This is a genomic window from Polynucleobacter sp. JS-JIR-5-A7 (assembly GCF_018687935.1).
Classification (GTDB): domain Bacteria; phylum Pseudomonadota; class Gammaproteobacteria; order Burkholderiales; family Burkholderiaceae; genus Polynucleobacter.
Map to the genome: position 1 here is coordinate 1,038,636 of NZ_CP061308.1, position 15,748 is coordinate 1,054,383.

The 15,748-nt window shown below is 45.4% G+C and carries 10 protein-coding genes and 1 tRNA gene; 4 read left to right on the plus strand and 7 right to left on the minus strand.

Features of this window, described 5'->3' with window-relative positions:
• Positions 1-2: 2 nt before the first annotated feature.
• Entirely contained in the window at positions 3-1,664 is a 1,662-nt protein-coding gene (locus tag AOC29_RS05405; protein ID WP_215297167.1) for a CTP synthase, read from the minus strand.
• A gap of 85 nt (positions 1,665-1,749) precedes the next feature.
• Between AOC29_RS05405 and AOC29_RS05410 the strand changes: the two genes are divergently transcribed.
• The 3 genes from AOC29_RS05410 (at position 1,750) to AOC29_RS05420 (ending at position 5,119) form a co-directional block, all read left to right on the plus strand.
• Positions 1,750-2,196 (plus strand): DUF2147 domain-containing protein, encoded by a 447-nt coding sequence (locus AOC29_RS05410; protein WP_215297168.1) that lies wholly within the window; start codon positions 1,750-1,752, stop codon positions 2,194-2,196.
• A 29-nt stretch (positions 2,197-2,225) separates the two neighbouring features.
• The gene (locus AOC29_RS05415; protein WP_251370103.1) at positions 2,226-2,390 is read left to right on the plus strand and encodes a superinfection immunity protein; all 165 of its coding nucleotides are present in this window, start codon (positions 2,226-2,228) and stop codon (positions 2,388-2,390) included.
• Positions 2,391-2,533: 143 nt separating this feature from the next.
• Positions 2,534-5,119: a bifunctional aconitate hydratase 2/2-methylisocitrate dehydratase gene (locus AOC29_RS05420; protein ID WP_215297172.1), complete on the plus strand. Its 2,586-nt coding sequence runs from the start codon at positions 2,534-2,536 to the stop codon at positions 5,117-5,119.
• Between the two features lie 83 nt (positions 5,120-5,202).
• On the opposite strand, the gene AOC29_RS05425 is transcribed toward AOC29_RS05420, so the two are convergent.
• The 3 genes from AOC29_RS05425 to AOC29_RS05435 are packed head-to-tail and all read right to left on the minus strand — an operon-like array spanning position 5,203 to position 10,714.
• Positions 5,203-5,967 carry a spermidine synthase gene (locus tag AOC29_RS05425; RefSeq protein WP_251370076.1) on the minus strand — a complete coding sequence of 255 codons (765 nt, stop codon included), beginning with the start codon at positions 5,965-5,967 and terminating at the stop codon, positions 5,203-5,205.
• Between the two features lie 10 nt (positions 5,968-5,977).
• Entirely contained in the window at positions 5,978-10,024 is a 4,047-nt protein-coding gene (gene purL, locus AOC29_RS05430) for a phosphoribosylformylglycinamidine synthase (protein ID WP_215297173.1), read from the minus strand.
• A 21-nt stretch (positions 10,025-10,045) separates the two neighbouring features.
• On the minus strand, positions 10,046-10,714 hold the full coding sequence (locus AOC29_RS05435; protein WP_371819553.1) for an ABC transporter ATP-binding protein: 669 nt from the start codon (positions 10,712-10,714) through the stop codon (positions 10,046-10,048).
• A gap of 8 nt (positions 10,715-10,722) precedes the next feature.
• On the opposite strand from AOC29_RS05435, the gene AOC29_RS05440 reads away from it, so the two are divergent.
• The gene (locus AOC29_RS05440; RefSeq protein WP_215297177.1) at positions 10,723-11,382 is read left to right on the plus strand and encodes an arylesterase; all 660 of its coding nucleotides are present in this window, start codon (positions 10,723-10,725) and stop codon (positions 11,380-11,382) included.
• 47 nt (positions 11,383-11,429) lie between these two features.
• Here the strand turns inward: AOC29_RS05440 and AOC29_RS05445 are convergent, their stop codons facing one another.
• From AOC29_RS05445 to lon, 3 genes are all read right to left on the minus strand, one after another.
• Positions 11,430-12,893 carry a peptidylprolyl isomerase gene (locus tag AOC29_RS05445; RefSeq protein ID WP_215297179.1) on the minus strand — a complete coding sequence of 488 codons (1,464 nt, stop codon included), beginning with the start codon at positions 12,891-12,893 and terminating at the stop codon, positions 11,430-11,432.
• Between the two features lie 109 nt (positions 12,894-13,002).
• Positions 13,003-13,078: transfer RNA gene (locus AOC29_RS05450), tRNA-Val, on the minus strand.
• A gap of 115 nt (positions 13,079-13,193) precedes the next feature.
• Entirely contained in the window at positions 13,194-15,626 is a 2,433-nt protein-coding gene (gene lon / locus AOC29_RS05455) for an endopeptidase La (RefSeq protein WP_215297181.1), read from the minus strand.
• Between the last annotated feature and the right edge of the window lie 122 nt (positions 15,627-15,748).

Below are 15,748 nucleotides of genomic sequence, written 5' to 3' on the forward strand. Positions count from 1 at the left end.
TCTTAGGCAACTTGTTTTAATGCAGCATCTTGATGCGCTAGCGCGGCATTGATGAACGCTGAGAACAATGGGTGACCATCCCGCGGCGTCGAGGTGAATTCTGGGTGAAATTGCACACCAAAAAACCAGGGATGCATGGATTCTGGAAGCTCCATCATTTCTGGCAGAGACTCGTTTGGAGTACGCGCAGAAATAATCAAACCCGACTGCTCAAGTTTTGGTACATAGATATTGTTTACTTCATAACGATGGCGATGACGCTCATTGACCTCGGCACCATAGATGCGATGCGCTAAGGTATCCGCTTTTACTGGACAACGTTGTGAACCAAGACGCATGGAACCACCAAGATCAGAATCGTTGGTGCGCTTCTCAACACGCCCCTCTCTATCCAGCCACTCAGTAATGAGAGCAACAACAGGACTATCCGTGTCGGGGTCAAATTCAGTACTGTTTGCTTTCGTAATGTTTGCCACGTGTCGGGCAAACTCAATCACGGCCAATTGCATACCCAAGCAAATACCTAAATAAGGGACATGGTTTTCTCGGGCATAACGGATTGCAGCGATTTTTCCTTCTGTACCACGCTTACCGAAGCCACCTGGAACCAAAATTGCATCAAGCTTTTTAAGGCAGTCAACACCATCTTTTTCAATTACTTCGGAGTCGATGTAATTGATGTTCACGCGAGTATGCGTATGAATACCTGCATGGCGTAAAGCCTCAATGAGAGATTTATAGGATTCAGTTAGCTCTACATATTTACCAACCATGCCGATAGTCACTTCATGCTTGGGATTAGCCAACTCATAAACCAATTTAGCCCACACAGCCAAATTAGCTGGTTTAGCATCAATTTGTAACTCACGACAAATCAAATCATCCATACCTTGGGCATGAAGCATTTCTGGAATCTTATAAATCGTGTCGACATCCCATACCGAGATCACCGCTTCTTCGCGCACATTCGAAAATAAAGAAATCTTGGCACGCTCATCATCTGGAATAGGTCGATCAGCACGGCAAAGTAATACTGTTGGCATGATGCCTATCTCACGTAATTTTTGAACCGAGTGTTGAGTGGGCTTGGTTTTTAACTCACCTGCACTACTAATGTAGGGCACTAAAGTTAAATGCACAAATGCGCAACTATGAGTGGGCAAACGCAGGCTCATCTGCCGCGCAGCCTCTAAAAAAGGGAGTGATTCAATATCACCCACAGTGCCGCCAATTTCACAAATCGCAATATCCGCTTTGCCATCATGACTTGCTTTAGCGCCACGCTCTACAAAAGCTTGAATTTCATTTGTAATGTGTGGAATAACCTGAACTGTTTTACCAAGGTATTCACCGCGACGCTCTTTGCTGATCACTGACTCATAAATCTGACCAGTAGTGAAATTATTGCTTTTACGCATCTTTGCCGACACGAAACGCTCATAGTGACCCAAATCCAAATCAGTCTCTGCGCCATCTTCAGTCACAAAAACCTCACCGTGCTGGAGAGGACTCATCGTGCCAGGATCAACGTTGATATAAGGGTCTAATTTTAGGAGGGTGACTTTCAGGCCGCGGGATTCAAGAATCGCGGCAAGCGAGGCAGCTGCGATTCCTTTCCCTAGAGAAGAAACCACACCACCAGTGACAAAAACGTATTTAGTCATCGCTTAAGCTCTGTTGGAAAAAGTAATTATAACGATAGCAATCCTCTTTTACAGAAATCTAAAGAAGGTTATATTGAAAAAATCTATGAAAAAACCTCTAATTTTCCTCTTTGCCGCGAGTATTTTGAGTCTAGGGGTCAATGTCATCTCATCTCAGACAACAGACTCGATTGCAGGGTCTTGGAAGACTTTTGACGATGACACCAATCAGCCGGCAGCTATTGTCCTCATCACTGAGAAGAATGGCCTATTTTCAGGGGTGGTTACCAAATTACTAGATCCAAGTGCGCTCCCTACCTGCGAAAAATGCAGTGATTACCGTAAAGGCAAGGCAGTCATTGGGATGGAAATTCTATCTGGCCTAAAAAAGACGGGGGATTCCTATTCTGGCGGTCATATATTGGACCCAGACGATGGTGAAATTTACCGCGCTGAGATGAAGCTTAAGGAACAAGGGGCCAAATTAGATCTGCGCGCATACATTGGAATTCCCTTGCTGGGCAGAACCCAGACTTGGATTCGTGAAAGATAAGCGCCATGCGTCTTCTATTTTCGGTCCTAATGACTCTGATATCCCTTTTTTACTTTTTGCCTTTTGCCATCGCTTTTAATAAGAAACGGGCCAACACAGGGGCCATATTTGCCTTAAACCTGTTTTTAGGATGGTCACTCATTGGTTGGGTAGTTTCTCTAGTTTGGGCTCTGAAAGAAGAGCAAGTGATCTAGTTTTGGTCAAAACGGTCGGTTTTGATGATCAATAGGGTTTAAACTCTTATATAAGACTTGAATTAGTCACTATAATTGAAAGATTCGGGTGAAAATGCCCTTTTGGCCTTTCTATTGATTACTTTTACCTCATAGGAAACACAATGTTAGAAGCCTATAACGCACAAGTTGCTGAAAGAGCAGCTCTTGGGATTCCAGCTCTTCCCCTGACCAAGGATCAAACTGCTGAATTAGTAAAGTTACTCAAAAGTCCTCCTGCCGGTAAGGAAGCTGAACTATTAGAGCTTATTACCAATCGCGTTCCAGCAGGGGTTGATGATGCCGCCAAGGTCAAAGCAGAATTTTTAGATACCGTTGCTAAAGGAACAGAAAAATCTCCTTTGATTTCGCGTGTCAAAGCAACTGAATTATTGGGTACCATGCTTGGTGGCTACAACATCAAACCATTGGTTGAGCTGTTGACGGATGCCGAATGCGGTACAGCTGCCGCCCAAGCCCTCAAGAAAACACTTTTGATGTTTGATTATTTCAATGACGTGCATGAGCTAGCTGAAAAAGGTAACGCTAACGCTAAAGCAGTAATGAAAAGCTGGGCTGATGCAGAGTGGTTTACGAGGCGCCCTGCTGTTCCAGAAAGCCTGAAGCTCACAGTATTCAAAGTCACTGGTGAGACCAATACTGACGATCTCTCTCCTGCGCCTGATGCATGGAGTCGTCCAGATATCCCCTTGCATGCAACGATCATGCTAAAGAACCCACGTCCAGGTATCGAGCCTGATGAATCTGGTGTTCGCGGCCCGATGAAGCAAATCGCCACCCTCCAGAAAAAAGGCAATCAAATTGCTTATGTTGGTGATGTGGTGGGTACTGGCTCATCACGTAAGTCTGCAACTAACTCTGTTCTTTGGTGGACTGGTCAGGATATTCCATTCGTACCAAACAAGCGCTTTGGTGGCGTTTGTTTGGGTGGCAACATTGCTCCAATCTTCTTTAATACCATGGAAGATTCTGGCGCACTCCCAATCGAATTGGATGTATCGCAAATGAATATGGGTGATGAGATTGAACTCCGCCCTTACGAAGGCAAAGTATTTAAGAACGGTCAAGAGATTACTACTTTCGCCCTCAAATCCCCAGTGATTTTGGATGAAGTCCGTGCGGGTGGACGTATTCCTTTGATCGTAGGTAGAGGCTTGACGGCTAAAGCTCGCGCGGCATTGGGTTTACCAGCTTCCACTGAATTCCGCCTCCCAGTAAGTCCGCCTGATAACAACAAAGGTTTCAGCTTGGCCCAGAAGATGGTGGGTCGTGCCTGTGGCTTACCAGAAGGTCAAGGCGTCCGTCCTGGAACCTATTGCGAACCACGTATGACCACTGTTGGCTCACAAGACACCACCGGTCCGATGACGCGTGATGAATTAAAAGACTTGGCTTGCTTGGGTTTCTCTTCTGACTTGGTCATGCAGTCTTTTTGTCACACCTCCGCTTATCCAAAGCCAGTGGATATTCGTACACAACACGAATTACCACCATTCATGACAAATCGTGGCGGCGTTGCATTACGCCCAGGTGACGGTGTGATTCACAGTTGGTTAAACCGTTTACTTCTTCCCGATACTTGCGGTACTGGTGGCGATAGCCACACCCGTTTCCCAATCGGCATTTCCTTTCCTGCTGGATCAGGCTTAGTTGCCTTTGCAGCTGCTACTGGCGTCATGCCATTAGATATGCCTGAGTCTGTATTGGTGCGTTTTAAAGGCAAGATGCAGCCTGGCATTACCTTGCGTGACTTAGTAAATGCAATCCCTTTGTACGCAATCAAAAAGGGTTTGCTGACAGTTGAGAAGCAAGGTAAGAAGAATATTTTCTCTGGTCGCATTTTAGAAATCGAAGGCTTACCTGATCTGAAAGTTGAGCAAGCCTTTGAATTGTCTGATGCTTCTGCTGAACGCTCTGCTGGCGGCTGCACCGTTCACCTGAATAAAGAACCTATCATTGAGTACATGCAGTCCAACATCACTTTGATGAAGTGGATGATTGCCAATGGTTATGAAGACAAGCGTACTCTTGGACGTCGTATTAAAGCCATGGAAGCTTGGATTGCAAATCCTCAATTACTCAAAGCTGATGCGAATGCAGACTATGCCGAGATCATCGAAATCAATATCGATGAAATCAAAGAGCCTATTCTTGCCTGCCCTAACGACCCAGATGATGTGAAAATATTGTCTGAAGTTGCTGGCGATAAGATTGATGAAGTCTTCATTGGCTCATGCATGACAAACATTGGCCACTTCCGCGCTGCTGGACAAGTATTACAAGGCAAGAAAGATATGCCAACCCGTTTATGGGTAGCACCTCCTACCAAGATGGATGCGATGATCTTGATGGAAGAAGGCTATTACGGCATGCTGGGCGCGGCTGGTGCACGCATGGAGAGCCCAGGTTGTTCATTGTGCATGGGCAATCAAGCGCAGATTCGTAAGGGTTCTACAGCGGTATCAACTTCTACCCGCAACTTCCCTAATCGCTTAGGTATTGATACCCGTGTGTATTTGGCATCTGCCGAATTAGCGTCTGTAGCTGCCCTCTTGGGTCGCTTACCTACTCCTGCTGAATATTTGGAACAAGTAAAAGCGCTTGATGCTAAGGCTGGCGATGTTTATAAATATATGAGCTTCGACAAGATTAAGTCATTTAGCGACGTTGCTGATACAGTAGCGGTGTAATACTCAACATCCCAAGCTAGCAAGAAGTTGGAAAATAGAAAAGGCGATTAAGTGATCGCCTTTTTCTTTTAGATCCCGAACGATTAAATCGAGAGTTTATTTTCTTGGTGTGCATTTTCGCGACTGATACCAGTTACCCACTTATTGGTAGGTAAGCCCGTCTTTTCCATAATGAGCTTTGCACGTTTTGAAACATCCTGCCATTCAGCTTCTAACTGAGGACCTTTGAATGCGATTGCGACAACATTGCAATCATGCGATTCTGGAAACAATAAAACACGGTTATCAAAAGCCTCACAGATATTCTGAAGATTGATATCAAAACTTTGATGACGTGAGAACAAGTTCACCGTCATAACGCCAGGACTATTTAGAATATCAAAGCAACCTTGATAAAACTCCAGTGAGCTTGCGGCAGGTCCATCACATATGGCGTCATACAGGTCAACCTGAACTGCGTCAAATTGATTCTTATATCGGTTCAATTGAACAAACGTCTTAGCATCAGCCTGCAGTGTCTCCAGCCTACGATCATCATTCGCCATAAAAAACATAGATCGAGCAGCCACTATGACCGCAGGATTGAGTTCAACTACCGTTGTTTTTACTGCCGGACAGTGACGATGTTGAAACTTTGCCAATGCACCCGTACCCAAACCTAATTGCGCCACCTTCATACCAGGTTTGGTCTCTAAAAATAGTAACCAAGCCATCATTTGCTGGTTATATTCAAGATAGATTTCATCAGGATCTCGAATACGCATTGCCCCTTGAATGAGTTCAGTTCCAAAATGCAGATAGCGTACTCCCCCACTTTCTGAAAAGGTCACTGGCTCCATCAACATCATCTAATGGGTCTTAATTAGCCCAGCGACGTGCATTACGGAACAAACGCAACCAAGGGCTAGCGCCATCTGGCGTATCCAACCACTCTGGTGGGCACCAACTCATTTGTACTGCTCTGAATACCCGCTCGGGATGAGGCATCATCACTGTAAAGCGACCATCAGCGGTAGTGACTCCAGTTAAGCCCCCAGGTGATCCATTGGGATTCATTGGATAGATCTCCGTTGGATTGCCTTGGTGATCAACAAAGCGTAATGCTGCTAAGCCCTGCTGGGTAATCTGATCTAAGCTTCCCTGTTGACTGAAATTGGCAAATCCTTCGCCGTGTGCAATTGCGATTGGGAGTTGGCTACCTTCCATGCCTTGAGTAAAGATGGAAGGCGATGCGAGCACTTTTGCCATGACTAAACGGGCTTCATATTGCTCAGACTGGTTGCGGGTGAACTTCGGCCAAGCCTCAGCACCAGGAATAATCCCTGCCAGATTGCTCATCATTTGGCAGCCATTGCAAACGCCTAAGGCAAAACTATCTTGGCGATTAAAGAAGCTGGAGAATTGATCTCGTAGTTTTTGATTGAATAAAATGGTTTTTGCCCAACCTTCACCGGCACCTAAAACATCACCGTAACTAAATCCCCCACACGCGATAAGACCACGGAAATCATCCAGCTTCGCCTTACCACTGAGTAGGTCTGACATATGAACGTCGTAACTATCAAATCCAGCCCAATTGACGGCATAAGCCATTTCTACATGGGAGTTAACGCCTTGCTCACGCAAAATGGCTACTTTTGGTCTCGCATTTTTTGCGATGAATGGTGCGGCAATATTTTCTGCAGCATCAAACGTAAGCTTTGGCGACATGCCAGGATCAGATAAGTTATCCAAGAGTGCAAATTCAGAGTCCGCACAGGCTGGGTTATCGCGTAAACGGGCTATTTGATGGCTCGTATTGCTCCACATCTTGTGCAATACCTCACGCGGTTCTGCAAAGATATTCTTAGCATCGCGCCAAATCTCAATCCGCCCATTGGTATTAGGTTTGCCAATCACATGGCTATAAGCACTCAGACTTAATTGACGCAAAATTGCAAAGACTTCATCGCGATTTTCCCTACGAATTTGAATAACAGCGCCGAGCTCTTCATTAAATAGAGCGCGAATGGTTTGTTCATGTCGACGACCAGATACTTGCTGCGACCAGTTTTTTGCATCACCGTAATCTGGCTCTTGACCTGCATCAACTGCAATCATATCGACATTGATAGAAACACCCGTATGCGATGCAAATGCCATCTCGGCTACACAAGCCAGCAAGCCACCATCAGAACGATCGTGATAGGCAAGCAATTTATTTTCTTTGCGCAACTCAATTATTGCTTTAGCCAATGACTTGAGATCTTCTGGATGGTCTAGATCGGGCGCTGACTTACCAGATTGATTGAGTACTTGTGCCAAGATACTGCCAGCCATACGATTCTGACCGCGACCTAAGTCAATCAGAATTAACTCAGTTTCTAATACTGACCCATCTTGATTTTTTAATTGCAATAATGGTGTTGCTGTTTTGCGAACGTCTTGAACAGCAGCAAATGCAGAAATAATGAGAGAAACTGGAGCGACCACTTTCTTAGCCCCGCTACCATCACGCCATTCGGTTGCCATAGACAATGAATCTTTTCCTACTGGAATAGAGATACCCAAGGCGGGACACAATTCCATACCAACGGCTTTAACAGAGTCATATAACTTCGCGTCTTCGCCTGGAGCACCGCAAGCAGCCATCCAGTTAGCAGATAGTTTGACATCTTCAAGACGACGAATATCTGCTGCCAATAAATTGGTCAACGCCTCACCAACTGCCATACGCGCTGCTGCTGGGGCATCAATAACTGCCAATGGGGATCTTTCACCCATAGACATCACTTCGCCACGGTAGCCCTTATGGTCCATCAAAGTGACAGCACAGTCTGCAACAGGTACTTGCCATGGACCTACAAATTGATCGCGCGCATTTAAACCACCAACGGTTCTATCGCCAATAGTGATTAAGAACGATTTACTTGCAACAGTAGGTTGCTGTAGCACCCAAGCAATGCATTGCGCTAGATCTGTATCAGTAACATCAAGTTCTGTAAATTCTTGGTGAACACGTTTCACATCACGATGCATACGGGGAGGCTTACCCAGCAACACTTCCATCGGCATGTTGATCGGTAATGCAGCATCTGTACCTGACGGATGTTTCGAATCGACTAATTGCAATTGACGCTCGGTAGTTGCTTCACCAACTACGGCAAATGGGCAGCGTTCACGCTCGCAAAAAGATTTAAATAAATCGAGGTCTTTGGCCTCTATCGCTAGTACATAACGCTCTTGAGACTCATTACACCAAATCTCAGCAGGGCTCATACCGCTCTCTTCAAGCGGAACGCTGCGCAGCTTGAAGGTAGCACCTAAACCCGCACCATCAGCAAGTTCAGGGAAGGCATTAGATAGGCCGCCTGCGCCAACGTCATGAATAGACACAATCGGGTTATTCTCACCCAATGCTCGGCAGGCGTTAATCACTTCTTGTGCACGTCGCTCCATTTCTGGATTACCGCGCTGTACTGAATCAAAATCTAAATCTGCTGTATTGGTGCCAGTAGCTACTGAGCTACCAGTTGCGCCACCCATGCCAATCCGCATGCCTGGACCACCCAATTGAATTAACAAGTGTCCAGATTGAATTGCTTTTTTTGCAGTATGTATGGCATCAATACTGCCAATACCACCTGCAATCATGATGGGCTTGTGATAGCCGCGACGCTTACCGTCTAAGGTTTGCTCAAAAACCCGGAAGTAGCCACCCAAAATTGGACGACCAAATTCATTATTGAATGCAGCACCGCCCAGTGGGCCATCAATCATAATTTGCAAAGGTGTGGCAATCCGTTCAGGCTTGCCGTATTGCTCGCTCTCCCAAGGAAGATCAGTTCCAGGAATATTGAGGTTTGACACTGAGAAGCCAGTTAATCCTGCCTTAGGACGACCGCCTACGCCAGTGGCACCCTCATCCCGAATCTCCCCGCCAGCACCAGTAGAGGCACCAGGGAAAGGCGCTATTGCTGTTGGATGATTGTGAGTTTCTACCTTCATCAAGGTATGAACTAAGCGCGTATCTTTTTCGTAGCAATGATCAGCGCCTTGAGGACTCCAAGTTTCAGATTCACAACCTGCCATGACTGCTGAATTATCAGAATAGGCAACAATCGTCCCTTCTGGTTGGAGTTGATGTGTATTGCGGATCATGGCAAACAAAGACCGCTCTTGATCATCACCATCAATTGTCCAAGTGGAATTGAAGATCTTATGACGGCAATGCTCACTATTGGCTTGCGCAAACATGATGAGCTCTACATCGCTAGGATTACGCTCAAGGCGTATAAAGTTCTCTGTTAAATAGGCAACTTCATCATCCGATAAGGCTAAGCCCAATTCTTGATTGGCTTGATCTAGAGCCGAACGACCCTCGGTCAGAACTGGAATGCGGCTTAATGGACGATCATCCAAAGTTTGATAAAGATCATTTGCAGCCTCAACAGCATCAATCACTGTTTCTGTCATGCGATCGTGCACTGCAGTCAAAACAGATTGCAACTGTTCTCGGTTTAATCCTTTTTTACTCTTCCAGGAAAATTGAACTCCGCGTTCGATTCGTAATATAGGCAAGCCGCATTGCTGTGCAATATCCGTTGCCTTACTTGCCCAAGGAGAAACCGTGCCTAAACGGGGAATCACAATTGCGCTGTGCTCACCACTGGGCCCACTATTGGCCAGACCAAACCAAGATTTGCCTTCACCGATTTTCGAACTAAAGGGTTGGCCATAGGTCAATAAACTTGCAAGGACTTCTTGATTTTGACTGCTCAGTTGCGCTTCAGACCAAATGAAGTGAAGAAACTGGGCTTCAATAGACTCCAGCTCAATTCCTTGGGCTGCTATTGAGGCTAAAAGTCGTTGTTGACGAAACGGGGAAAGCGCATCAGCGCCAGGCAAAAAGTGGTAAAAAGACATCCCTAGATTATAAGGTTTTGCCTACACTAGGCGACCACCCTGCAGGTGTAGCTGGCGCTGGCACCGATTGGCCAAGGCGGGATCATGTGTGACCAATATGAGGGTAGATTTGCTGGCTTGATTGAGCTCAAACAGTAACTGAATCACCCTCTCTCCGCTGGCCTCATCTAGGCTGCCAGTCGGCTCATCAGCGAAAAGAATGTCAGGCTGGACAATAAAGGCTCTAGCAAGGGCTACCCGTTGCTGCTCACCGCCAGACAAGGTTTTGGGGAAATGATTGAGACGGTCTTGCAAACCCACCTTTTCAAGCCAAGCCACCGCTTCAGCCTTAGCATCCTTGCGACCGCTCATCTGTGCTGGTAATAAGACATTTTCTAAGGCAGTTAAATGAGATAACAACTGAAAGGACTGAAATACAAAGCTCACATGGGAAGCGCGTAGCTTTGCCCGTCCATCTTCATCCAGAGTATTGAGGTCTTGACCCATCAGGTAAACGTTTCCAGAGCTTGGCAGATCCAGTCCAGCCAGCAAGCCTAACAAGGTACTTTTACCGGATCCTGAGGCTCCAGTAATGGCGACACTTTCTCCCTGTGTAATATCAAAACAAATGTCGTGCAAAATGGTCAATGAGCCATCGCTAGATGACACTTGTTTTCCGAGATGGTTTGCGCTCAATACTTTTGTTGGAATGCTCATAAATGATTCAAAGTTGGTGGACCTGCAAAAAACAGCAATTGCTATCAATAGGCTTATTTTGCCTGTTAATCCCCATTGCCACAGCGATTCACGCCAATCCTGTGATCTTGGTCGTGGGCGATAGCCTTTCAGCTGAATATGGCTTACCCAAAGGGTCAGGCTGGGTCAAGCTTCTTGAAGGGCAATTACAAAAACAATCTAGTCCTTGGACAGTCTTTAATGCCAGCATTAGCGGAGAAACTACTTCGGGGGGTCACAATCGCCTACCTGCACTCCTAGAGTCTAAAAAACCAGGAATGGTTTTGTTAGAGCTCGGCGCAAACGACGCATTACGCGGACTATCAATTGAGCAAACTCAAAATAACCTTCGAAGAATGATTGTATTGAGCAAAAAAACTGGTGCAAAGGTTTTACTATTAGGGATGCAAATACCGCCCAATTATGGGCAACATTACACCAAACAATTCAAAGAACTCTATTCAACACTCGCAGTCCAAGAAGGGGTTGAATTATTACCCTTCTTTTTAAATGGCGTTGCAGCCAATAAAGAACTATTTCAAGCGGATAACATTCACCCCAATGTTGCGGCACAAGCCATCCTCTTTAAAAACGTATGGGGCGCTATGGCCCCATATCAAAAACTTCTCCAACCATCACAGTAAAGACCAGTCCAACGTTCTGGATCTACTTTCAGAGCTAGCTATTAGAACTAACTACCAGCACCAGTTGATGGCGGCTTCAATGGGTTGATCACTTTTACAACAGCCGCATTACGCCAGTAAGCCATAAAACCAGCAAACTCAGATTGAGATGCTAAAGCCTGGATTTGCTGTGCTTGTGCTTTATGAATCTTAGCATCTAAGCCTGTAGGCTGTCGCGCCTGATCTACCCGATATAAGGTTGCACCAATACCCGGAATGCTGACAGAAACCACTTTAGGAAATTGATCAGGATGAATAGACATGACGTCATCTAATGCTGGTCCTACTAGATTAGCGGACTTATTACGTGAAACCCAAAATGGGCTGGCAAAGCCACTGGAATTCTTTGGGTCTTTTTGTAAAGTGCCAAATTTTTCTGCGGCAGCAGCCACCGCTAATTTTTCTGCAGCACGCTGACTAACCTGACGCTTCACTTCAGCGGCAACATCTTGATAAGGCAAAATTTGTGCAGGATGAAATGTGACTACCCGAGCAGAAACAAAAACACCAGGGGTAGTTTGTACCGCTTCAGTATTACGTTTGTTCTTCAATGCCTCATCACCAAACAATGACTGGACCACTTTTAGATTTGCTAGTGGATGTTCTCTAGAAACACCAGTGACGCCAGAGCGGGTCAATCCCTTTTGCGTCTGAATCGATAATTTCAATTTATCAGCAGCAGGTTTCAGGCTATCAGATTGGTCATAAGTCATATTGGCAAATTGGTCTGCCTTTTCGCTAAATGCTTTGGCATCTTCTTTGGGATCAGCCTTCAGAACGATATATTCCACGTCAATAAACTCAGGGCTTTCAAATAACTTAGCATTCGCGTTATAGAAAGCCTGTAGTTCGTCTTGACTGGGATTCACTTTACTCAAATAGTCTTTAGCAGTAAACGACAGGGTTTGAACTTGACGCTCTGTTTCATAGAGCGTAGAAACAATTTCAGATAGTTTCGGCGTGCCGATCTCAGTCCGTGCAACAGAGTTAACCAATTGCCCAATCTTTAAATCAAAAGCCTGACTTGCGTAAAACTGCTCTTCATTTAAACCATTGCTAGCCAGTAGTTGCTTGAAGCGAACATCATCAAAACTGCCATCTTGACGATAGAGGGCACGAATTTGAGGAATACCTTGCAGACTCTTAATCAAAGCCTCTTTACCAACTTGCAGACGAAGATCAACTACAGCAAAACCGAGAATGCGTTGTTGCAACAATTCATTCAAGATGGCCTGTTTAAATGGCAAGCTTTGGGCAATTTGCAAATTACCGCCAACACGTTCAGCCTGTCGCTTAGCAGCGTTATCGACTTCTTGCGCAGTAATCGGTTTGCCATTGACTTTGACCAAATCCGTCTCTTTGTCCATGAAGCTGGAATAGCTCGAAATACCAAAAAAGACGAATGACGGAACAATGAACAACATCAGCACTAGCTGAAGTAATTTCTGGTGCTTACGGATGGTATCAAACATGAATAAGATCGCTAGTAAAGATTAGAAATAAAGCAGGGATACTAAGAGTTTACTAGGCACAGGAGATATAAATCAGAAAGCCGAGAAAAGGCTATAGATGGTGAATATTTGGTGGGCGCTGAGAGGCTCGAACTCCCGACATTCTGCGTGTAAGGCAGACGCTCTACCAACTGAGCTAAGCGCCCCAAAATATTACTGGTGAGATTGTAACCTAAGCGTGGGTTTTCGCATGAAACCCATCAAAACCACCCTCAAGTGCTGGGTGGCTTTGATGATAACCGGGCTTCTGCCTAACTTAGTTTAGTGCTTAAGAATATCTCCGGAAGAGACACTTTCACTGGCTTTACTTGCCTCAGTGACTTTCTTAGCCAACTCTTCAGGAGTAGGATCAGGCAGTGCTTCTGGCATGCGCTCTAAAGCAAGCTCAAGAACCTTATCAATCCAGCGAACTGGCACAATCTCGATCGCATTCTTAACGTTGTCTGGAATATCAATCAGATCTTTGACGTTTTCTTCAGGGATCAAGGCCAACTTAATACCACCACGATGAGCAGCCAATAGTTTCTCTTTCAAACCGCCAATCGGAAGCACTTCACCACGCAAAGTAATTTCACCAGTCATGGCCACATCAGATCGAATGGGAATTCCTGTAAATACGGATACCAACGCAGTAGTGATCGCGATACCAGCTGAAGGGCCATCTTTAGGAGTTGCGCCATCAGGGAAGTGAATATGGATATCTTTCTTCTCAAATGCCTCATCTGTGATACCCAGACGTTTTGCTCTAGAGCGAACCACAGTACGTGCAGCCTCGACTGACTCCTTCATGACATCGCCAATCGAGCCGGTACGAGTAATAACACTTTTACCGGGCATCGTTGCAGCCTCAATTGTCAGAAGATCGCCGCCTACTTCTGTCCACGCCAAACCAGTTACTTGACCAACTTGATTCTCTTTACCAGCCAAACCGAAGTCATACATGCGGACAGATAAGAACTTCTCTAAATTATCTGCATTGACAACAATTGGCGCAGCTTCTTTTTTCAAGAGCAAAAGCTTAACTACTTTACGGCAGATCTTGCTAATTTCTCTTTCAAGGGAACGCACACCAGCTTCACGGGTGTAGTAGCGAATCATATTGCGTACAGCGCTCTCTTCAATCTTTAATTCATCCTTTTTCAAACCATTGTTCTTGATTTGCTTTGGAATTAAATAATTCACAGCAATACTGGTCTTTTCATCCTCGGTATAGCCAGCCAAACGAATGATTTCTAAACGATCAAGCAATGGGCCGGGAATATTTAATGAATTAGAGGTGGCAACGAACATCACATCTGAGAGATCAAAATCAACCTCGACATAATGATCTTGGAACGTATGGTTTTGTTCGGGATCCAAAACCTCCAATAAGGCGCTAGCAGGATCGCCACGGAAATCCATACCCATCTTGTCTACTTCATCCAAAAGGAATAACGGATTGCGCACGCCTACCTTGGTTAAGCTAGTCAAGATCTTGCCCGGCATAGAACCAATATAGGTACGGCGGTGACCACGAATCTCAGACTCATCACGCACACCACCCAATGCCATACGCACGAACTTTCGATTAGTTGCACGAGCAATCGATTGACCTAGAGATGTTTTACCAACACCAGGAGGGCCAACTAAACAAAGAATCGGCGCTTTGACACGATCAACGCGTTGTTGGACTGCGAGATATTCCAGAATGCGTTCTTTTACTTTATCCAAGCCATAGTGATCTTCATCCAATACTTTTTCAGCATTGGTGAGATCGTTATTGATCTTGGTCTTTTTCTTCCAAGGAAGATTGACCAGGATATCAATGAAGTTACGAATCACGGTAGCTTCAGCAGACATAGGCGACATCAACTTGAGCTTCTTCAATTCTGATTCTGCTTTTTTCAAAGCCTCTTTAGGCATACGAGCCGCTTTAATGCGCTTCTCGAGCTCTTCGAGATCAGCACCCTCTTCACCCTCGCCTAATTCTTTCTGAATCGCTTTGACTTGCTCATTCAAGTAGTACTCGCGCTGACTCTTTTCCATTTGGCGCTTCACGCGTCCACGAATACGCTTTTCCACTTGCAGAATATCGATCTCACTTTCAAGATCAGCCAAGAGGCTTTCGAGACGCTGAACAACATCAGTCATCTCCAGTAAGCGTTGCTTCTGCTCCAGTTTGACTGGTAAATGTGCGCAAATCGTGTCGGCAAGACGGCTTGGGTCATCAATGCCACCAAGCGATGACAAGATTTCTTGCGGAACTTTTTTATTCAGTTTTACGTATTGATCAAACTGAGCCATGATGGCGCGGCGCAAGGCTTCAGTTTCATGGGCATCAATGGCATTTAAAGCCGTTGGCGTAGCTTCGCAATTGAAGTAACCAAGGCTGTCTTCAATTTGGCTCACTTCAGCACGTTGCACTCCCTCAACGAGCACCTTCACGGTGCCATCAGGTAATTTAAGCATTTGCAAAATATTGGCAATGCAACCGACCTCATAGAGATCCTCAATAACAGGCTCATCCTTAGCAGCAGTCTTTTGCGCTACTAAAAGGACATTTTTACCCGTTTCCATCGCGGCCTCTAGAGCTTTAATGGACTTTGGGCGACCCACAAAGAGGGGGATCACCATATGGGGGAAGACAACTACGTCCCGTAAGGGCAGTAACGGTAGTTGAATCGGTTCAGAGGTTAGTAATAAGTGGCCAGGCATTAGGCAATTCCTCCAAAGTAATCAATTCTCAAGGGTCTACTTCTAGTGTTATAAGATTTAATAGCCACTAAATACAGACGATATTTTGAATAGCATACTACCTATATGGGTAGCACTTACTG

Bases quoted from the DNA above. Each gene is read 5' to 3' on its own strand.
- AOC29_RS05405 (WP_215297167.1), bottom strand. From the start codon at position 1,664: ATGACTAAATACGTTTTTGTCACTGGTGGTGTGGTTTCTTCTCTAGGG.
- AOC29_RS05410 (WP_215297168.1), top strand. From the start codon at position 1,750: ATGAAAAAACCTCTAATTTTCCTCTTTGCCGCGAGTATTTTGAGTCTA.
- AOC29_RS05415 (WP_251370103.1), top strand. From the start codon at position 2,226: ATGACTCTGATATCCCTTTTTTACTTTTTGCCTTTTGCCATCGCTTTT.
- AOC29_RS05420 (WP_215297172.1), top strand. From the start codon at position 2,534: ATGTTAGAAGCCTATAACGCACAAGTTGCTGAAAGAGCAGCTCTTGGG.
- AOC29_RS05425 (WP_251370076.1), bottom strand. From the start codon at position 5,967: ATGATGTTGATGGAGCCAGTGACCTTTTCAGAAAGTGGGGGAGTACGC.
- purL (WP_215297173.1), bottom strand. From the start codon at position 10,024: ATGTCTTTTTACCACTTTTTGCCTGGCGCTGATGCGCTTTCCCCGTTT.
- AOC29_RS05440 (WP_215297177.1), top strand. From the start codon at position 10,723: ATGATTCAAAGTTGGTGGACCTGCAAAAAACAGCAATTGCTATCAATA.
- AOC29_RS05445 (WP_215297179.1), bottom strand. From the start codon at position 12,893: ATGTTTGATACCATCCGTAAGCACCAGAAATTACTTCAGCTAGTGCTG.
- lon (WP_215297181.1), bottom strand. From the start codon at position 15,626: ATGCCTGGCCACTTATTACTAACCTCTGAACCGATTCAACTACCGTTA.